Annotated in this window: 13 protein-coding genes; 6 read left to right on the forward strand and 7 right to left on the reverse strand. The window is 48.2% G+C overall.

Going from position 1 to position 16,473, the window contains the following annotated elements; translation table 11 throughout:
- Window positions 1-41: 41 nt before the first annotated feature.
- Window positions 42-1,169: a glycoside hydrolase family 88 protein gene (locus MKZ16_RS09870; RefSeq protein WP_038569650.1), complete on the forward strand. Its 1,128-nt coding sequence runs from the start codon at window positions 42-44 to the stop codon at window positions 1,167-1,169.
- A 67-nt stretch (window positions 1,170-1,236) separates the two neighbouring features.
- Here MKZ16_RS09870 and MKZ16_RS09875 read toward each other — a convergent pair whose 3' ends face one another.
- Both MKZ16_RS09875 and MKZ16_RS09880 read right to left on the reverse strand, forming a co-directional pair.
- Window positions 1,237-1,557, reverse strand: a complete 321-nt coding sequence (locus tag MKZ16_RS09875) for a cupin domain-containing protein (RefSeq protein WP_036683993.1) — start codon at window positions 1,555-1,557, stop codon at window positions 1,237-1,239.
- Window positions 1,558-1,583: 26 nt separating this feature from the next.
- Window positions 1,584-4,124: a heparinase II/III family protein gene (locus MKZ16_RS09880; RefSeq protein WP_076104086.1), complete on the reverse strand. Its 2,541-nt coding sequence runs from the start codon at window positions 4,122-4,124 to the stop codon at window positions 1,584-1,586.
- A 236-nt stretch (window positions 4,125-4,360) separates the two neighbouring features.
- Here MKZ16_RS09880 and MKZ16_RS09885 point away from each other — a divergent pair, with 236 nt between their 5' ends.
- From MKZ16_RS09885 to MKZ16_RS09905, 5 genes are all read left to right on the forward strand, one after another.
- A complete protein-coding gene (locus MKZ16_RS09885) occupies window positions 4,361-5,257 on the forward strand; it encodes a sugar ABC transporter permease (protein WP_038569654.1) in 897 nt (298 codons plus the stop codon).
- Window positions 5,258-5,344: 87 nt separating this feature from the next.
- Window positions 5,345-6,166: a carbohydrate ABC transporter permease gene (locus MKZ16_RS09890; RefSeq protein ID WP_232061512.1), complete on the forward strand. Its 822-nt coding sequence runs from the start codon at window positions 5,345-5,347 to the stop codon at window positions 6,164-6,166.
- 45 nt (window positions 6,167-6,211) lie between these two features.
- Complete coding sequence (locus MKZ16_RS09895) at window positions 6,212-7,981, forward strand: sensor histidine kinase (protein WP_036683988.1); 1,770 nt, start codon at window positions 6,212-6,214, stop codon at window positions 7,979-7,981.
- 7 nt (window positions 7,982-7,988) lie between these two features.
- Window positions 7,989-9,605: a response regulator gene (locus tag MKZ16_RS09900; RefSeq protein ID WP_256715441.1), complete on the forward strand. Its 1,617-nt coding sequence runs from the start codon at window positions 7,989-7,991 to the stop codon at window positions 9,603-9,605.
- Between the two features lie 93 nt (window positions 9,606-9,698).
- Window positions 9,699-11,084, forward strand: coding sequence for a sugar ABC transporter substrate-binding protein (locus tag MKZ16_RS09905; RefSeq protein WP_036683984.1), 1,386 nt, complete (start codon window positions 9,699-9,701; stop codon window positions 11,082-11,084).
- Window positions 11,085-11,160: 76 nt separating this feature from the next.
- Here the strand turns inward: MKZ16_RS09905 and MKZ16_RS09910 are convergent, their stop codons facing one another.
- Genes MKZ16_RS09910 through MKZ16_RS09930 form a run of 5 tightly spaced genes read right to left on the reverse strand, consistent with a single transcriptional unit; the run spans window position 11,161 to window position 16,467 of the window.
- Window positions 11,161-12,291, reverse strand: coding sequence for a YheC/YheD family protein (locus MKZ16_RS09910; RefSeq protein WP_036683982.1), 1,131 nt, complete (start codon window positions 12,289-12,291; stop codon window positions 11,161-11,163).
- Window positions 12,273-12,791 carry a GNAT family N-acetyltransferase gene (locus MKZ16_RS09915; protein WP_036683981.1) on the reverse strand — a complete coding sequence of 173 codons (519 nt, stop codon included), beginning with the start codon at window positions 12,789-12,791 and terminating at the stop codon, window positions 12,273-12,275. The genes MKZ16_RS09910 and MKZ16_RS09915 overlap by 19 nt, the downstream gene beginning before the upstream one ends.
- A 26-nt stretch (window positions 12,792-12,817) precedes the next feature.
- Window positions 12,818-13,930 carry a YheC/YheD family protein gene (locus tag MKZ16_RS09920; RefSeq protein ID WP_036683979.1) on the reverse strand — a complete coding sequence of 371 codons (1,113 nt, stop codon included), beginning with the start codon at window positions 13,928-13,930 and terminating at the stop codon, window positions 12,818-12,820.
- A complete protein-coding gene (locus MKZ16_RS09925) occupies window positions 13,927-15,300 on the reverse strand; it encodes a YheC/YheD family protein (protein ID WP_036683976.1) in 1,374 nt (457 codons plus the stop codon). The genes MKZ16_RS09920 and MKZ16_RS09925 overlap by 4 nt, the downstream gene beginning before the upstream one ends.
- Window positions 15,301-16,467, reverse strand: coding sequence for a YheC/YheD family protein (locus MKZ16_RS09930; RefSeq protein ID WP_076099995.1), 1,167 nt, complete (start codon window positions 16,465-16,467; stop codon window positions 15,301-15,303).
- Between the last annotated feature and the right edge of the window lie 6 nt (window positions 16,468-16,473).

The following is a 16,473-nucleotide window of genomic DNA, read 5'->3' on the forward strand; positions in this document are numbered from 1 at the left end:
GATTAGACTTCATATGGATGACAAACGAAGGAGGAATAAGGATGTCTATAACTGAAGCAACAACCGTTCGCTTGTCCAGTAAAATTGCGAATACGATTCTTAGAGGGTGCAACAAGCAGGGAGAGCATGAATATGTGCTGGAAAGATGGGCGTATGTTCCGGGCATGTTGCTGATGGCAATGGCCCGGGCGGGTGTTCAGCTCCACCAGTCTGAGTATGTCTCCTTTATGGAGCGGCATATGGACACATTTATTGGAGATGATGGTTCCATCCGTACCTACAGGCTGGAAGAATATAATCTGGACCAGATTAACGAGGGGAAAAACCTGTTCCTGCTATACCAGAAAACCGGAGAAAAACGGTATGCTGAAGCAGCCCATTTGCTGGCCGCACAGCTTATTGGACATCCCCGCACCTCCGAAGGGGGATTCTGGCATAAGAAGGTATACCCTTTCCAGATGTGGCTGGACGGGCTGTACATGGCATCGCCATTCCTAGCGGAATACGGCAAGGTCTTTCAACGACCTGAACTGATTGACGAAGCGGCGCATCAGCTGCTGCTGGTTGAGCGACGGACCCGCGATCCACGGACCGGCCTGCTCTATCATGGCTGGGATGAGTCCAAAGAGCAAGAATGGGCTGACTCGTCTACCGGATTGTCCTCTCATTTCTGGAGCCGGGCGATGGGTTGGTATGCGATGGCTGTGGTTGATTGCCTGGAGCATTTTCCGCTCACTCATCCGCAGCGGGGGACGATCATTGGCATTTTCCAGCGGATGTGCGGCGCGCTTCTGGAGGTTCAAGACAAGGAGACTGGCCTCTGGTACCAGGTGTTAGATCAAGCGGGGAGAAAAGGCAATTATCTTGAAGCTTCCGGCTCGTGCATGTTTGTTTATGCGATGGCTAAGGGACTAAGATTAGGTTATCTGGAACCCTCTTTTATAGAGGCGATGTTGCAAGGGTATGAAGGCATTCTGACGCATTTGACTGAAGAGGATGAACAAGGTGTTCACTTGCACCAGATTTGTCATGGAGCGGGTCTGAGCAAAGACCGTAATGGCTCATACGATTACTATATCTCTGAGGACGTACTGTCGGATGTGCCTATGGGCGTCGCTCCATTGTTATTAGCATCACTTGAAGTGGAACGGTACCAAGCTGAAAAATAACAGAAGCCCAATCATTCCCTAAGTAATGGAATGATTGGGCCTTTTTTTGCTGCCAGATATATATTTATTAGCGTTTCAGCAGATCCTCGCGGATTGGTGTAAAGACATCGAGCAGCGCGGAGTCTGCTTCCAATGCGGTTACACCGTGCTTTGCATCTGGCGGTATGGCAATACTTTGCCCCGCGGTTACCTTATGCTTCTCGCCGTCAATACGAAATTCAAAGCTTCCACGCAGACAGTAGCTCATCTGCTCGTGAGGATGGCTATGCTCATAGCCCTCGGCTCCCTTTTCGAAATGAACCTCCATCATCATCAGACTGGCTGCAGCATTCAAGATACAGCGTTTAACTCCCGGTTCTGCTGGTTCCCATACTCCAAGATTGCTCATGTTCTAATCTTCCTCCTTCTATATAGTTATCGGGGCATGGCGATGTGAATTTTGCCTGCCTCAATTCTTAATTGGGTTGGTTCAGGTTGCCCGGACGTTGACTCAGGTTCTCCGAGAAGCCTAAGCGGTCCGAGACCCGGAACAGTAACAAGGCGTTCCTCCTTGGTGCCGTTGATGGCGGCGATAAACCATTTTCCATCCGTACGGGATATCCTGTACAAGCGTACTCCTTCGACAGCCTCTTCATAATCAAGCTGTTCAAGCTGTAGTGAAGGAGCATCTTCTGTCCGGGGATGAAGCAGAATGACGTAGTCGCTTGTACCACCATAAACACGGAAATGTTGCTGCTCTACCAGCGGATAATTCCCGGCTACAGCGCCTTCTCCCATTGTAATCACTGGAAGTTCTGGCTCGGCGATATAAGCGCTTAGGTGCTTGCCGTTCAGGCAAGCTGCATCAATGGATTGCTCCATTATACTTGCATCAGTACTGAGTGTATGCAGATTCCAGACGCTGTTAGATGCTCCCTCGATTCGATCCCATATCAAGTAGACGTTAAAGCCTGCTTTAATGAATAAGAAATTCCGCTCATATCCCCTGGCGTTAGCATCTGGAATAAGACTGCTGGCATGATCTAACTCTTCTGAGAAGCGTACTTCCTTGCATGTGCTTTGCAGTGGCCCATTGGCAAAATTTCCGAATGAATCGGTAAATTGAACAACATTATGAGCTGCGCTGGACACATACCAATGCCGGTCTCCGTTATAGTAACCTCCCGTTCCAGAATCAAGGGTTACTGGAACACCATCTGCCCAGATGGAGAAGTGCCCTTCATCGTGATGAGCGTGATAAGTCAGCGGTGAAGCCTCGTAGATTGCATAATGCTGAAGGTTCTGTTCTCCGTTGCGGAAGATGACATAACCGATATCGGGATAATGTACGGAGTCGAGTGCAGGCCTTTGTTCTGCTAAATCGGGCTGTGGATATAACAGCGCGACCAGAGGCAGAGGAAATGCGCCACTATCCTCAATCGGTTCTCCGCCGTGCTTCCACGTCCAGAGCATTTCCCCGGCAAGCTGGGGGTCTTCGTCCATATAGAATGGGGCAGCGTATCCAAGCAGGCGAAACCATTGTTCCTGCACATTGGCATCGCCGACCGCTGGTGTAAGCAGGATGGGGGAGCCAGAAGAGCCTCCTTGAATAATATCGGGTACAGTCACTGTGCCGATTAGGAAACGGTACATGCCCTTAACCTTTTCATGCTTGAAATAATCAATGCCCTTCAAACGCTTTAATAGGACGAAGAAGAGAAAATAGCGATGCAATACTGCGCCATGGTAGCGAATATTTTCTGGCCATGCGCCGTCTGAATCCACCACTTCTGCCAGCTGCCAGTTGATGACAGAGAGGGCATGATCAAGATATGCCTCACTTTGTTTTTCATTGGGAAAGAGGAGGGCATATACACCCAGTCCGGTTGCCCGGTCGGCATTCCAATTACTGCGTTTTCCTCCCTTTTCATCTGGGAAGGTCTCCAGATCAAACCGGTAGTAGTGGGTATCCATCATCATGTCTGCGATATACCGGAAATGAGCGAGAAGTTCGGTTTCTTCTCCAGTGAGGAATACACTGCTGCCAGCAATCTGATCGTAGATTACCGAAGCAGCAGCGAGCCCCCTCCCGATATGCACCGCGCCGTAAGTATCATCGTCATGCCAGCCGTCTCTACGGAAAATATCCATGCCTACCCGCATATCGGCAAGCATGTACTGGAGCTTTTGCTTGGCTCGAACCGCAAATTCACTTTCACCCGTGATCATATACATATTGGCGTCCGCTCCCGTAGCCTCCAGCAGGTAGGCCCAATTGGTAAGCGTCGGCCGATTAAAAAGCGGGGAGAGCTGCTCGGTTCCCAACGGCTGCCCCGCAGCATTTAGAAAATGGACCCCGATGCAGATTCCTTCGTCTAGAGGAGCTTCCAGACTGAGTGCTGTCTGCACGCTGTAATGATCACCTTCGTATACAGGTATGGTCTCTCCATAATGAAGGATTGTCAATCCCTTCACTTCCTCATTACTGATGCAGATACATTGCAAATCGTCTGCCAGACTAGCGCCAGATGGAGTCACACCAGATGGCTGAAGACCCTGCTGCCAGCTGGCCAATTTCTCTAGATATACTTTGCTTCCGTTTTCTCGGTCCTGACTCCACCCCAGCATCCCAGATTCTAGACCGCCATTCGCTAGTTCAACCGGCAAGCCAAGCTGCGAATGAGTCAGACGCAAGCCCCCGATGCGTGCCGTGCCCTTTCCCCGAATCTGTACAGAAAGCTTCAGGAAGGCCGTACTGGGAGGGGTTTTAAAAACAAAGGGTTCTACCCGGAACACGCCGAGTTTATGGAGTGGCGCAGCAGCTTCTCGGCTGGCAAATTGTTCAGATAGCTGCCGTTGTCTTTCGTACTCTTGCCGGACCTTGGGAAGCTGTTCGATTCTAAGGCGTATGCCCTCCAGCTCTCCTTCCGTATAACACCCGAAGGGGCGTGTACCGCCACCATATGCTGAAATCATCGGTAGTTCTAACCTCCTTGTAAAGTTGTCATATTTCGTGGGTGAGCTTTCTCTTAATTAGTATAAACGTGGCTTTACGAAGGGCGGGATAGATAAACAAATGAAGGAAAGGGGACAAAGCAACTGAAAAAGTGAAATTCTCCCCCAAGCGCAGTCGCTTTCTCCCTAACCGTTACGAACGGATAGAATTATCATTAAGGACATAAGCTTAGTCCAATGGACAGGAGGAACAATAAATGAATTTATCAAAACGTCAAATTAACGCCTGGACCTTCGTTGCTCCCAGTTTGATTCTGACGCTGGTTTTTGGAGTATATCCGATCTTTTGGGCTCTGAAGTACATGTTCTATGATTACCAGGGCTTCGGCGAACCCCTGTTTATCGGACTGGAGAATTTCGAGCGCTTATTAAGGGATCAGGAATTCTGGAAGTCAGTGGTCAACACCTTTATCTACGCTGGAGGCAAGCTGCTCATCACCTTGCCATTATCATTTTTACTGGCGGTTGTCCTTAACCGTGCACTAAAAGGGCGGCAGCTGCTAAGAGCGATTTACTTTATGCCGACCGTAATCAGTGCTTCGGTTATGGCCATCGTATTCTACGTTATCTTTAATTCATACAATGGGATGGTTAACCAGCTATTGGTCGGCTCTGGAATTATTTCCGCTCCGATAGATTGGCTAGGGCCGAAATATGCCTTACTAACAGCTATTATGATTGCGATATGGGGGGCTATCGGTAACTATATGCTGCTCTTTATCGCTGGTTTACAGAACATTCCTGAGGATCTCTATGAGGCGGCATCTATAGATGGAGCTGGACCCTTCAGAAAAATGTGGAACATCACCGTTCCCATGCTCGGACCTGTATTGCAAATGATCATTATGCTCGCTATTACCGCCTCCCTAAAAGGCTATGAGAGTATTATGGTGCTTACCGAAGGCGGTCCTTATGGCAAGACAGAAGTTATGTACCTGTACCTGTATAAGCTGTTCTTCCCTGTATCCAGTGGAGGTACAAGCATTCAGCAATTTGGCTACGGTAGTGCGGTTGGTTTTGCCACAGCAGTTATTGTAGGTCTGATTACCTTAGTCTACTTTTATGTATCTAAAAAGCTAAATGATATCTATTAAAAGAGAGGAGAATGAACAGTGAGTACATTACATGCGGAGACGAAGAATACTTCGGTCCAGCCTGTCCGATCCTTCAAGACCCGAGCGGTGCTGTCCCGGACCTTGCTGTGGATTTTTCTACTTATAGTGGCGGCTTTTGCATTGTTTCCGATTATTCTGGCTTTTTTCGGATCCCTTAAGACCAATCTGGAGTTGACGACAGGAACCACCTTGCTGCCTAAATCTTGGCAGATTGGAAACTACGCGCAGGCTTGGAATTCGGCTAACTTTGCCCGCTTTACATGGAACAGTGTGTTTATCAGTATCTTTACCACCTTAGGCACTCTATTAATTGGAACGATGGCCGCATATGCGGTAGCGAGAGTCGATTTTTATGGGAAACGCATATATGTTGTAATTCAGTCCTGTACGCTGTTCATCTCGATCGGTGCTGTGGTGCTGCGGCCGCAATTTGACCTTATGGTAGCGCTTAATCTACAGAAATCGTTATGGGGTGTCATTATTATTCTGATTAGTGCACATGCTACGGCATTTTTTATGTTGATTGGTTTTGTACGAGCGATTCCGAAGGATCTGGATGAGGCTGCTTTTATTGACGGCTGTAATTTCTATAGCGTATACTTTCGAGTTATCTTACCGCTTCTGACGCCCGCCCTTGGAGTCACGGCGCTCTGGACCTTCCGCGGAGCATGGAACGAATATATTCTGCCGCTGGTTTTTACCATGACTCAGCCAAAATTACAGACACTCACCGTAGGATTGGCGGGGCTAAAATATGGTATCGGCGATGCGGCGCAACCTCAATTGATGCTCGCGGGTGCATGTCTGTCCATGTTGCCAATGATTGTTGTCTATATTTTCGCTAATAAATCGTTCATGCAGATGACAGCTGGCTCTGTAAAGGGCTAAATTCGGGGCGGGCTTCGGACAGCTATTCAAGAAGGATGTGAATACATGCTGAAGGCCTGGGTTTATCGTACCTCTTTGAAGAAAAGAATATGGCTATCTTTTACCGCACTGACGGTATTCTGTATTTCAGTCACCGGTTTATTGGCTTACTCCATTGCTTCTCGGGCGATGGAGCGTAACTCTGTCGAGTTAAATCAAAATGTGCTGAATCAGTCAATCAATGTCCTAGACCAGAAGTTAAAGCAAATCATTGTGGCTTCCTCCACGATGATGTTGAGCGAAGCTTATCAGCAGACCATCCGGGATATTAAAGCTCATAATATGGAACGTTTTTTTGCCAATTTTTCTATGCTGCAAGCGCCCTTCACGCAGGTAGAGTTGACGGAAAACTCTATTGAATCTATCTTGATCAGTACGCCAGACGGGGATTTCTACTCTACCAGCAATCAGCGCAGAACCTTGACCCCATTTCTAGAATCTTCGCTGTACCAACGGGTTAAGGAGAAACCTGAATCCAATTGGGTGGAGAGCCATCGGGACGAGCTATTTGCCGGGAAACATCATGTTATTTCCCTAGTCTTGCAGCCGCTTACAGACAATTATGTCCCTGATCTATTTTTGATCGTTAATGTAAAAGAGGACATTCTTGAAGATACTGTAAGTGGAGGCGGGAGTCTTGGCTCCGCGCGTTTTTTACTGATCAATAAAGAGGGAACAAGCGTCTTCGGAGACGGGGAACGCCCGGAATGGTCTCGGGACTCTGTGTTTTTAGACAAACTGAGGGAGGCGGACCGGGGTAATTTTGAATATTCCGCTGGTGACGGGACAATGCTGCTCAGCTATGCCAGTTCAGGGTATGCAAAAGACTGGGTGTTGGTCAGCTACCTGTCCAAAAAGGAACTGCTGCAACCTGTTCGGAGTATTCAATGGCTGGTGTTGATGATCATGGCGGCATGTATCGTCATCGCGCTTTTTCTTGCAAGGTATCTGTCCGCTTTGCTACTGGGACCGCTGCTGAAACTGCAACGGACGATGTCTCGTGTAGAGCAGGAGGATCTCAGTGCTCGCTTCCAGAGTCCTTTCCAGGATGAGATTGGGGAGGCAGGACGCAAATTTAACCAGATGTTAGACCGGATCGGCGAGTTGATTGTTGAAGTCAAGGATACAGAAAAAGAAAAGAGAAAAGCGGAGATCAAGGCGCTTCAGGCGCAGATCGAGCCTCATTTTTTATATAACACATTAAACACGATTTTCTGGAAATGTGAGATGGATGAATATGAGGACGTGAAACAGATGGTCATTTCGCTGTCTGCGCTGTTTCAGCTGGGACTGAACAACGGGCAGGAAATTACGACCTTAGGCAAGGAACTGGAACATGTCCGCCAGTATCTAAACCTTCAGCAGCAATGTTATGAAGGGTTGTTTGACTATACAATTGATGCCGGAGTGGAACTGCTGGAGCTTCCTGTGTTGAAAATTATTATTCAGCCCTTGGTAGAGAACTCTATCCTGCACGGTCTTAAGGAATTAAGGGGAGGGGGAGTGATCCGGATCTCCGTAGAAGTAGCCAAAAATACACTGCTCATCCGGGTTACCGATAACGGAACCGGCATGAATGCGGAGAAACTCAATGCCTGGCTGAAGGAGCCGAACGGCAGTGGAGGGTACGCTCTGTCTAATATATGTAGCCGACTGCAGCTGTACTACGGCAAAGAAGCCGGATTGGTCTTTCGAAGCAGTCCGCGTGTTGAAACCGAAGCTGTTCTATCCATTCCTGTGGAAGGGGGAATAAATCCTGAGCGCCCATTCAATTAAAATATGTATTGTTGATGATATTCCTGCAGTGGTCCGCGGATTGTCGCAGCGGATTCCTTGGGAGGAACATGGGATTGTGATCGCGGCCACCGCGGCAGACGGGGAAGAAGGTCTGGAGCAGATCCGCAAGCATCGTCCTGACATCGTATTGACGGATATCCGAATGCCTTTTAAGGATGGTTTAGAGATGATGCGGAGCCTTCAAGCGGAGCAGCCAGGCATCAAACTGATTTTTTTGACGGGTTATTCTGATTTCACTTATGCCCAGGAAGCTGTTAAGCTGGGTGCCTTTGATCTGATTGTAAAACCGTACACCAAGGTTCAAGTGCTTGAATCCGTGTTGAAGGCCAAGGAAGTGTTGGAACGGGAACGCAGTCAAGCTGAGCAGATGATGGACATGGAACAAAAGCTGCGCGAGAGCTTACCCTATTTGCGTCAGGAATATATGCGTCTGCTCATCCGTTACGGAACTAGACAGCAGCATTTGAGCCAGCAGTGGGATTTTTACAATATCGAGATGAATAACCATAACTTTTGCGTGATGGTAGCGGAAGTGGATTTTTTTGTGGAACGTACATCAGAACTTACGGTTTCCGAGGTGGAGTTAATCCGCTTTGCCGTACAGAATATTTTGGAAAATACAATATCTGAATACACTCGGGGCATTGTGTTCCGGGAAAATGTGAATCAATTCGTTATTGTGATGAACCCTCTGGCGGAGCCGAATATGGAGCAACTTGCAGAGAAATGCCGGGAAAATGTACATCGGTATACGTACCAGACGGTGTCCATTGGACTGGGTGGAGAGGTAGAAGAGGTAGGGCAGCTTTCTGCTTCTTATGCGCAGGCACTGTCTGCACTTGCGAACACCTTTCTAAATGGTGGGAACAGCGTGTACACCTATGTTGAAGATGCAGTCGTGAATGCCGCGCTACCCAGATACTCATATGACAAGGAGAGAGAATTGCTTTATTGTCTGCGTTCGGCAAATTTGTCCAAAGCAGAGGAGCAGCTGGATAACATTTGGCATGATTGGATTACTGCACCGGCAACGCCTAACCCGTCCATCGTTAAGACACTCTGTCTTGAACTGGCTCATTCTATCCATCGGATTTTTTCGGAAAAAGCAACAGATTCGGAAGTTAAAACTCTGGAAAACAAACTTGCAGACATGAGCAGTGCAGTCTCTTTTGAAGATCTTAGCCGCCAGATTCGGGAATTTTGCCGTTTGGGCTGTACGTATTTGCAACAACGCCAATGCAGTGACGCGCGTATGCTTGTGGATCGGGCCATCACTCATATCAATGGAAATCTGCATCGAAATCTATCCGTCGCCGACTGTGCACGGGAGGTGCATCTTAGTCCTAGCTACTTCTCCAATCTTTTTAAAAAGGAGACAGGGATGACACTCGCCCAATATATTATCGGGAGACGAATGGACAAAGCCAAGGAGCTAGTGCTGGAAGGCATACAGGTTCAGGATATTGCCATCTCTTTGGGCTATGAGGATCGACCCTATTTTACAGAGCAGTTCAAAAAATATACCGGAATGACGCCGACTGACTTTCGTGCAAAATATACCTTACCCAAAGTGGAGGGAAACAGTGATTTCGTCTCCCATTGACAGTTGTTTTCTCCTTCACTGATAAAAGGGCAGCGGAATTATAATTTTCTTAAGAAATGAATGCGATTTCAAAAGAAAAGGGAGGCATTTTAGATGAAAAGAAACAAATGGATATTAGCTGGAGTTTCGCTGATGCTGGCTGGCTCGTTGGCCGCCTGTTCATCATCCGAATCTAATACGGAGGTAAGCAGCAGCAATACAAACTCCGAAAAAACAAAATTGGTCTACTGGACCATTGATCGTCACGATTCTGATTTTATTGAACAAAAAATCAGCGAGTATGAAGGTCTTAATCCCAATATTGAGATTGAAATGAAGGTTATGGCAGAGAACTATACCCAGTCGGTGGATATTGCCTTCTCCAGCATGCAGGCGCCTGATATTCTCCGGGTGGATACTTATAACGTGCCAACGTGGGTCAAAAGAGGGTATCTGGAATCTTTTGATAGCTACATTTCACCAGAGATGAAGAGCCGGTTCGAGAACGTACTTATCAACGAGAAAAATACCGTTGACGGCAAAATATATAGCCTTCCCAATATCGGTCAGTTCTGGCGCCTCATCTATAACGTAGATTTGTTCGAGAAGGCTGGCATTACAGAGCCGCCTACCACACTCGCAGAGATGGTCGAGGATGCCAAGAAAATTACGGAAGCGGGAAAAGATATAGGCGCTTACGGCTTCGCGGGTAATTTCAAAAGTACCAGCGGATTTGAGCGTATCGCTTATCCAATAACAACACTTAGCAAGACTAAGGGCACAGAGGGCTTCGACTTCCAGACCGGGCAATTTGATTTTAGCGTATATAAAGAGGTTGCTGAGGCGCTGCGGCAGATTAAGGTGGATGGAAGCATGATGCCAGGATCGGAATCGCTTGATATCGACCCGCTGCGTGCGCAATTTGCTCAAGGCAAGATCGGTATGTATTTCAACCATTCCGTTGAGCCGACGGTCTACAAAACCCAATTCCCAACTGAAATTCGCTGGGCAGCTGCGATTCCTCCAACTATTGACGGGGAGCAGAAGGGTGTCAGCCAAGTTATTGCAGGAAGTTATTTGGCTATGAGCAAGGATTCTAAGCATAAGGAAGAAGCTTGGAAGTTTATTGAATGGATGTACAGTGATGATGTGCAGATTGCTTATCAGGAAGCAGGGTACGGGGTTTCGGTTATTCCATCGGTTGCTACTGTTGCCAAGGCACCAGACATTGCAGGGATTGAAGATTTTCTGCCTACAAAGTTAGACGGGATTTATCCAGCGACTCCGATGGTCATTAGTGAGGGACGTCTGGAAGGACTAAAGAAGGTTGATGTCTTCAATAGATACATTTTTGGTGGTGGAGATTTAGATAAAGAGCTTCAGGACTTGAATACTCGCTATAATGCGGCACTTGAAAAAGCCAAAGCCGCAGGTGACACCGATATCGAAGCACAGCCGGACTTCGATGCAGGTTCCCTGCAGGGATCATTGGCCAAATAAATCGAAAAGACGCCCCTTCGGCTTCGTATTAATACGAGCTAGGGGCGTCTTTTTTTGATGACTATTAAGATAATTTTTATTCCTCAGTCGTTTTAGCTGTGCTGGGGGTTCCTTTGTTATTGTAGAGCCACAGCGCGTATTCCAGAGGGCGAATAAGGGCTTTGCGGTATGTGGTTCCGTCACCTGATCTTGCGAACACTTCACGGGCGGGCTTTGGATTAACCTCCAGCACGTAAATTTTCCCTTCGCGATCAATGGCGAGGTCCAATGCAAGCTCACATAAGGCTCCGTAACTTTCTTCCAGGAAGGCTGCGGCATCAAGGCCTAACCTCTCGGCAGTCTTCATGACCTTATCGGTTTTATCCTGACTACCCAGCCATTCCTTCAGCAGTGTTTCCGCTCGAACGGCATGACCACCGCCATGAAGATTGGAGGTTACACTCCGCGCTGCACCGACCCGTGCTGCCATACCTGTGAGTTCCCAGACACCTTGCCCATTCTTTTGAACGAGCATCCGGTAATCATGGAAACGTCCGCCCGGCAGACGTAATGGAATCCCTTGTTGGATAAGGAAACGTCCGCCGATGCACCATTGCCGTACGATGGAATCCAGCCGAGTAGAAGAGACTTTACGTGTGGGAATGATTCGGCGATCCTGGCGACGGCCTTGAATATCATATACCCCACGCCCATTCTTCATTCTCTCAATTCTGAGGATGCCACGTCCACCTGTGCCGTTTGCCGGCTTGATATAGACTACTGAATTGGTTTTCAGCATCCGGCGCAGGTCGGCAGAGGACTGATAGAGTAAAGTTTCTGGCATATGTTGCCGGAAACGGCTTTTTTGTGAGAAGGTTTGGTGAATGGTCCATTTGTTGCGCAGTGGACGATTCAGAAATAACAGATGATTGTAGCGTTCTCGGAAACGAAGCAGTTGCTGAAAGCGTGAGCTGCGCTGAATACGGCAACGGTCATAAATCATGTTCGGAAAAGAACGCCATTTGCGTGACCATTTTCCGCTCTTGGGATCAAAGACAAGGGCATGGATCTGCTCTTTACTGGGATGAACATCCATGGGAGTGAATACAAAGACATCCAAGCCAATTCGTTTGCCCTCGACGATCATTCTCCGGTACACGGCCTTTTCTTCAAGCTGCTTGGCTTCGTTAATATATAAAGTAAGAATGCCTAAGACGGGCTCTGGCACAGGAGTTCACCTTCTTGTGGAGAATTAGTAGTGCTGCCGGTATGATGGGGTGACCGGAGCAGTAATGTTGGCTTGCCGGTAGGACCAGTGGTAAGTGTGTCGGCAGCAAGGCCGATATTGAAGCACATCTTTAGGCTAGCTGTATTGTCACAGGCAACACTGCATTGCAGATGCCCGAGGCGTTTCAGCTGGGCAGCCATTAAGGCAGTGCCGGTGTGTCTATTCCGGTAGAAGGGGTGCACAGCGACAAGACAGGCTTCTGCACCGAAACCGGATACGAAGCTGACTCCTGCGAGCTGGCGCCCATTCTGACCGCGTACGGTGGCAACAAGCAGCGAGATACCCGGCTCTGACAACTGATCCGGTGTTAAACGGGCCAGTACTTTGCAAGCTTGGTTTGTGATTCGCTTCTCCCCATGCGCTCTTATAAACTCAAGCAGTCCAGCCAGCCGTGATTTCCACTGTTTGGCATTTGTGTCATAGATGGAGGATATCTGCATGCTGTGTCACATCCTTTTAATGATTTCTATTTAAACTGGCGCGCTAAGTGCTGGCCGTAGTGAAAGATTCGCTCTAGGGACAGCTTGCGGATCGCGGGTTCATCAAATTTCATCGGCCGGGAGTTGGCCTCAAAGAACCAGAGTCCCCCGTTCTCATCTACACCCAGATCCATCGACATCTCTCCGAGCATAGAGTCAGAAGCTCTTTCGATTTGTCTAGCGATAAGAAGGGCGGTTGTAGGCACGCTCTTCAGGATCATGGCTGCTCTTTCGGTTCCAAATGTACTTTCCAGCATGCTGGCAGGCTCTTCAATACTACCGCCGCGTGGTACATGTGTCGTTATACTTCGGGCACCGGCGAGGCGTGCGCCTATGCCGGTCACTCCCCAGCCGCCTCTGCTGTTTTTTTGCAGCAGCACCCGCAGATCAAACGGTCTTCCCCGATGAGTCGCCAGTTCAATAGCCTGCTGCACAATATAACGAGAGATTCCTTTTTCTTTTCCGATTCTTGCCCAGAGCCGGTCCATGGAAGCTGCTTTGTACGTCACATTTTTTTTGCCGCTTTGAATTTGAAGCCGGTAAGGCAAAGCGGTATCTGCACGATATTTCAGGCGCATAATTCCTTTTCCTGCTTTGCCGTTCTCTGGTTTAAGGTAGAGGCTGGTATGCTGGTTCAGCATGGCAGTAAGGGTGTTTGCACTGCGTAATCGTCTCGTTTTTGGAACATGCTTTGAGGTGGAGTGCGAACCCCTTAACCATTCGAATAGACTCCATTTATTGAAAAAATATGGATTATATAGCTTAATGCCTGGATGTTCCAGGCATTGAGCTATTTTACGTACCACAGCAGGTTTTTCCTCATCCTCACGGGTGGGAATCCGGTTATAAATGATTTGTGGAAGAGGTACAGGAATGCTGTACCAGATTTTACCGCTGGACGATGGGACATATCCGTTCACCATCCGTTCCTCAAGCTTGAGGTCACGGACAGTGACGACGTAGACAAGAAATCCCATTTCTTTGCCTGTGCGAATAATGTCCCGGAAGTTGCTGCGGTTGCCATTAAATTGCCGTACTTTATCGCTGGTTGTCAGTATGGCAATAACAGGTTTTGTATCTTCCGGATTATGGGTGCTCACATCTCATCCCTCCTGCGGAATTTGCTGAGGTATAGACAATGCTCCAGAATGTGCTCGATGGAAGCTTTGCCCTCAGCGCGCAGGGAAGGGTGACGGAAGATGGAACGACCTGGTTTGGCGTTGGCCTCGAACATCCAGATGTCTTCATCCTGATCAATTCCGAGATCAAAGCCAATTTCACCGAGCAAATGACGATGCTGGACTTCTAGTGATTCTGCCAGCTTGATGGCTGTAGTCTTTGCACGCTGCAGTACTTCGTCAGCTCTTGCGCCGAATACACGTCCGAGTGCTTGCTGAGGTGTAAGCAATGCTCCTCCATTTTTAAGGTGAGTGGTGACACTGCCACGGCCGGCTTTTTTAGCGCCTATGCCGACTACAATCCACTGATTACTGCCGTTTTTATGCATATGGAACCGGAAATCAATCGGGCAGCCATCTATTTCAATGAGGCGTATTCCCTGCTGAACTATATAATTTTGCAGATTTTGACCGTGACGCGAACGAAGCATACGCATAAGGGCTTCAAAGGTGGTAAAGCGTAAAAGAACGTTTTTTCCACCGCGGCGGTAGCGGGCAAAATACCCCTTTTTCGGGAGATAGGTAAGCCGATAAATGCCGTGACCCAGACTTCCCGCAGAAGGTTTATAGTATACAAAATGATGGTGATCCAGCATTTCTCTCATTTTTTCCGTGGACGGATTGCTGTGGGTTTCAGGTACGTAACGATTTGCCGCCCCATCATTTTCTAAAAGCTTATAGATATCGGATTTATTGAAAAAGCTCCAGTTAAAGTATGGAATTCTTTTCCGCATAAATCGTTCGCGAAGTTGGTTGATATAGGGTGAGGTCTCAGCTCTCCGACTGGGCAAGCGATTATAGACAACATCAGGCAGAGGGACCATTTTTCGTTCAAACTTACCGCTTGAAGTCAAAAAATATCCATAGACCTGTTCCTGTTGCCAGTTGATGTCACGCGGCATAAAGGCAAATATATAACATTTGTTGCTGCCTTCCCGCAGTAATTGCTTGATGAACCCTGTGCGAGAACCGAAAGGCTGAGACGAGGAAGCAGGACCATCGGACAATATGCCAACTAAAGGTCCTAGCTGCACCTCGTCATTCTGTAGATTGCGTAAATAGACACCGCCTGATTTCGGAACCTTGATAGCGCTTTTTACGCCTGAGGCGAGATATAGGTGATTTCCGGCGCGCTTGATGGGCTTGATCATGGTCGGGGTGGCATCTTTACCGAGCCTTAAGCGTATATTTTTTTTCCCGGTTAACTTCAAGCTTTTCATCAGTGCACCTGATACATATACAACTCTTTGGGGCTGCTTAGTGAAATGCACATTGCAAAAAGTGAGACTCATTTATGAATCCTCCTTAGGAACCATTGTTATCATTCTCCCGTTTGTAACGGAGCTGTCCGTAGATAGGGATGGTATCCGTCGTTGTGTGAGCAGTAGATGGCGCGCATAAGACAGTGGATTCTCGGCGGCGAGCTTAGCAGCCCGGCGGTCGCCCGTCAGCCGGAATACCGTGCGCCCTGGCTTGGAATTTGCTTCTAGTAAATGAATCCGACCGCTCGAATCAATACCGAAATCAAGGCCGAGTTCTCCAAGCCTGCCGCATGCAGCCTCCAGTAGTGGAGGCAAGTATGCAGCTTCTGCAGCAAGCTCACGCATGATGTCTTTTCCACCCTGACCATATTCTGCAAGCAAAAAAGGCAGGGGAGAAACAGCTGTTCCGCCGCCATGCAGGTTCGAAGTCAGCGAACCTTGGTTACCCAGCCGTACGGCCATGCCGGTAAGAGTCCAGCGGCCAAGGCCATTCTTTTGCATCAATACACGCACATCGAACGGTTGCCCCTTACTATTAGTTAGGTGCAGGAAAGGCTGTATAATATAGCGGCGTGAGCCGATAAATTCATGAATCCAGTTCAGTCCTTCAGCCTGTGAGTCGAAAACATATTGAAATGGTGTATTTGTTCCGTCACGCCCTCGTACTCTCATGCCTCTGTTCTGCAGTATGGCATGTAATGTACGTTTGCCATGGGTGCCGGCCTTGGGCTTTAGAAAAACTCCATATTCTCTTTCAGCAAGCATTGTACTTAACCTGCGGGTACCGGTATAGAGTACAGTTTCCGGCAGTATTGCCGCTGCTCTCCGGTCGCGCTTCAATATCTCATGTACACCCCATTTATCTGGCAAACCTCGAGACCAAGGTAGAGAACGATGAAGAGAAGAAAGTGCAGCGGAAGCTTCTTTTCTTTCTTTCGGACCTTCGTGAAAACAGCGATTATAGACAATATCTGGCGGTGAAGAAGTGGTATTCTGCCAGCTTCCATCTTTCCAGGTATAGCCGGTAATGGAGGAACCGTCTGCCGCTACTCCGTCTGGATGAAATACGAGGACTTTTAGGCTGTATAGAGGAGCTGCCCGGCATAAATGACTGCAAAACTCTGGCTCGGCGATCGGTGGATTCCCGTTGCGGCGGCCTGTCATAATGCCGAGGAACCCCACTTCTTTTTCAGTCATCGTGTC

Source organism: Paenibacillus sp. FSL R5-0928 (assembly GCF_037970385.1).
Lineage (GTDB): Bacteria > Bacillota > Bacilli > Paenibacillales > Paenibacillaceae > Paenibacillus_AQ > Paenibacillus_AQ odorifer.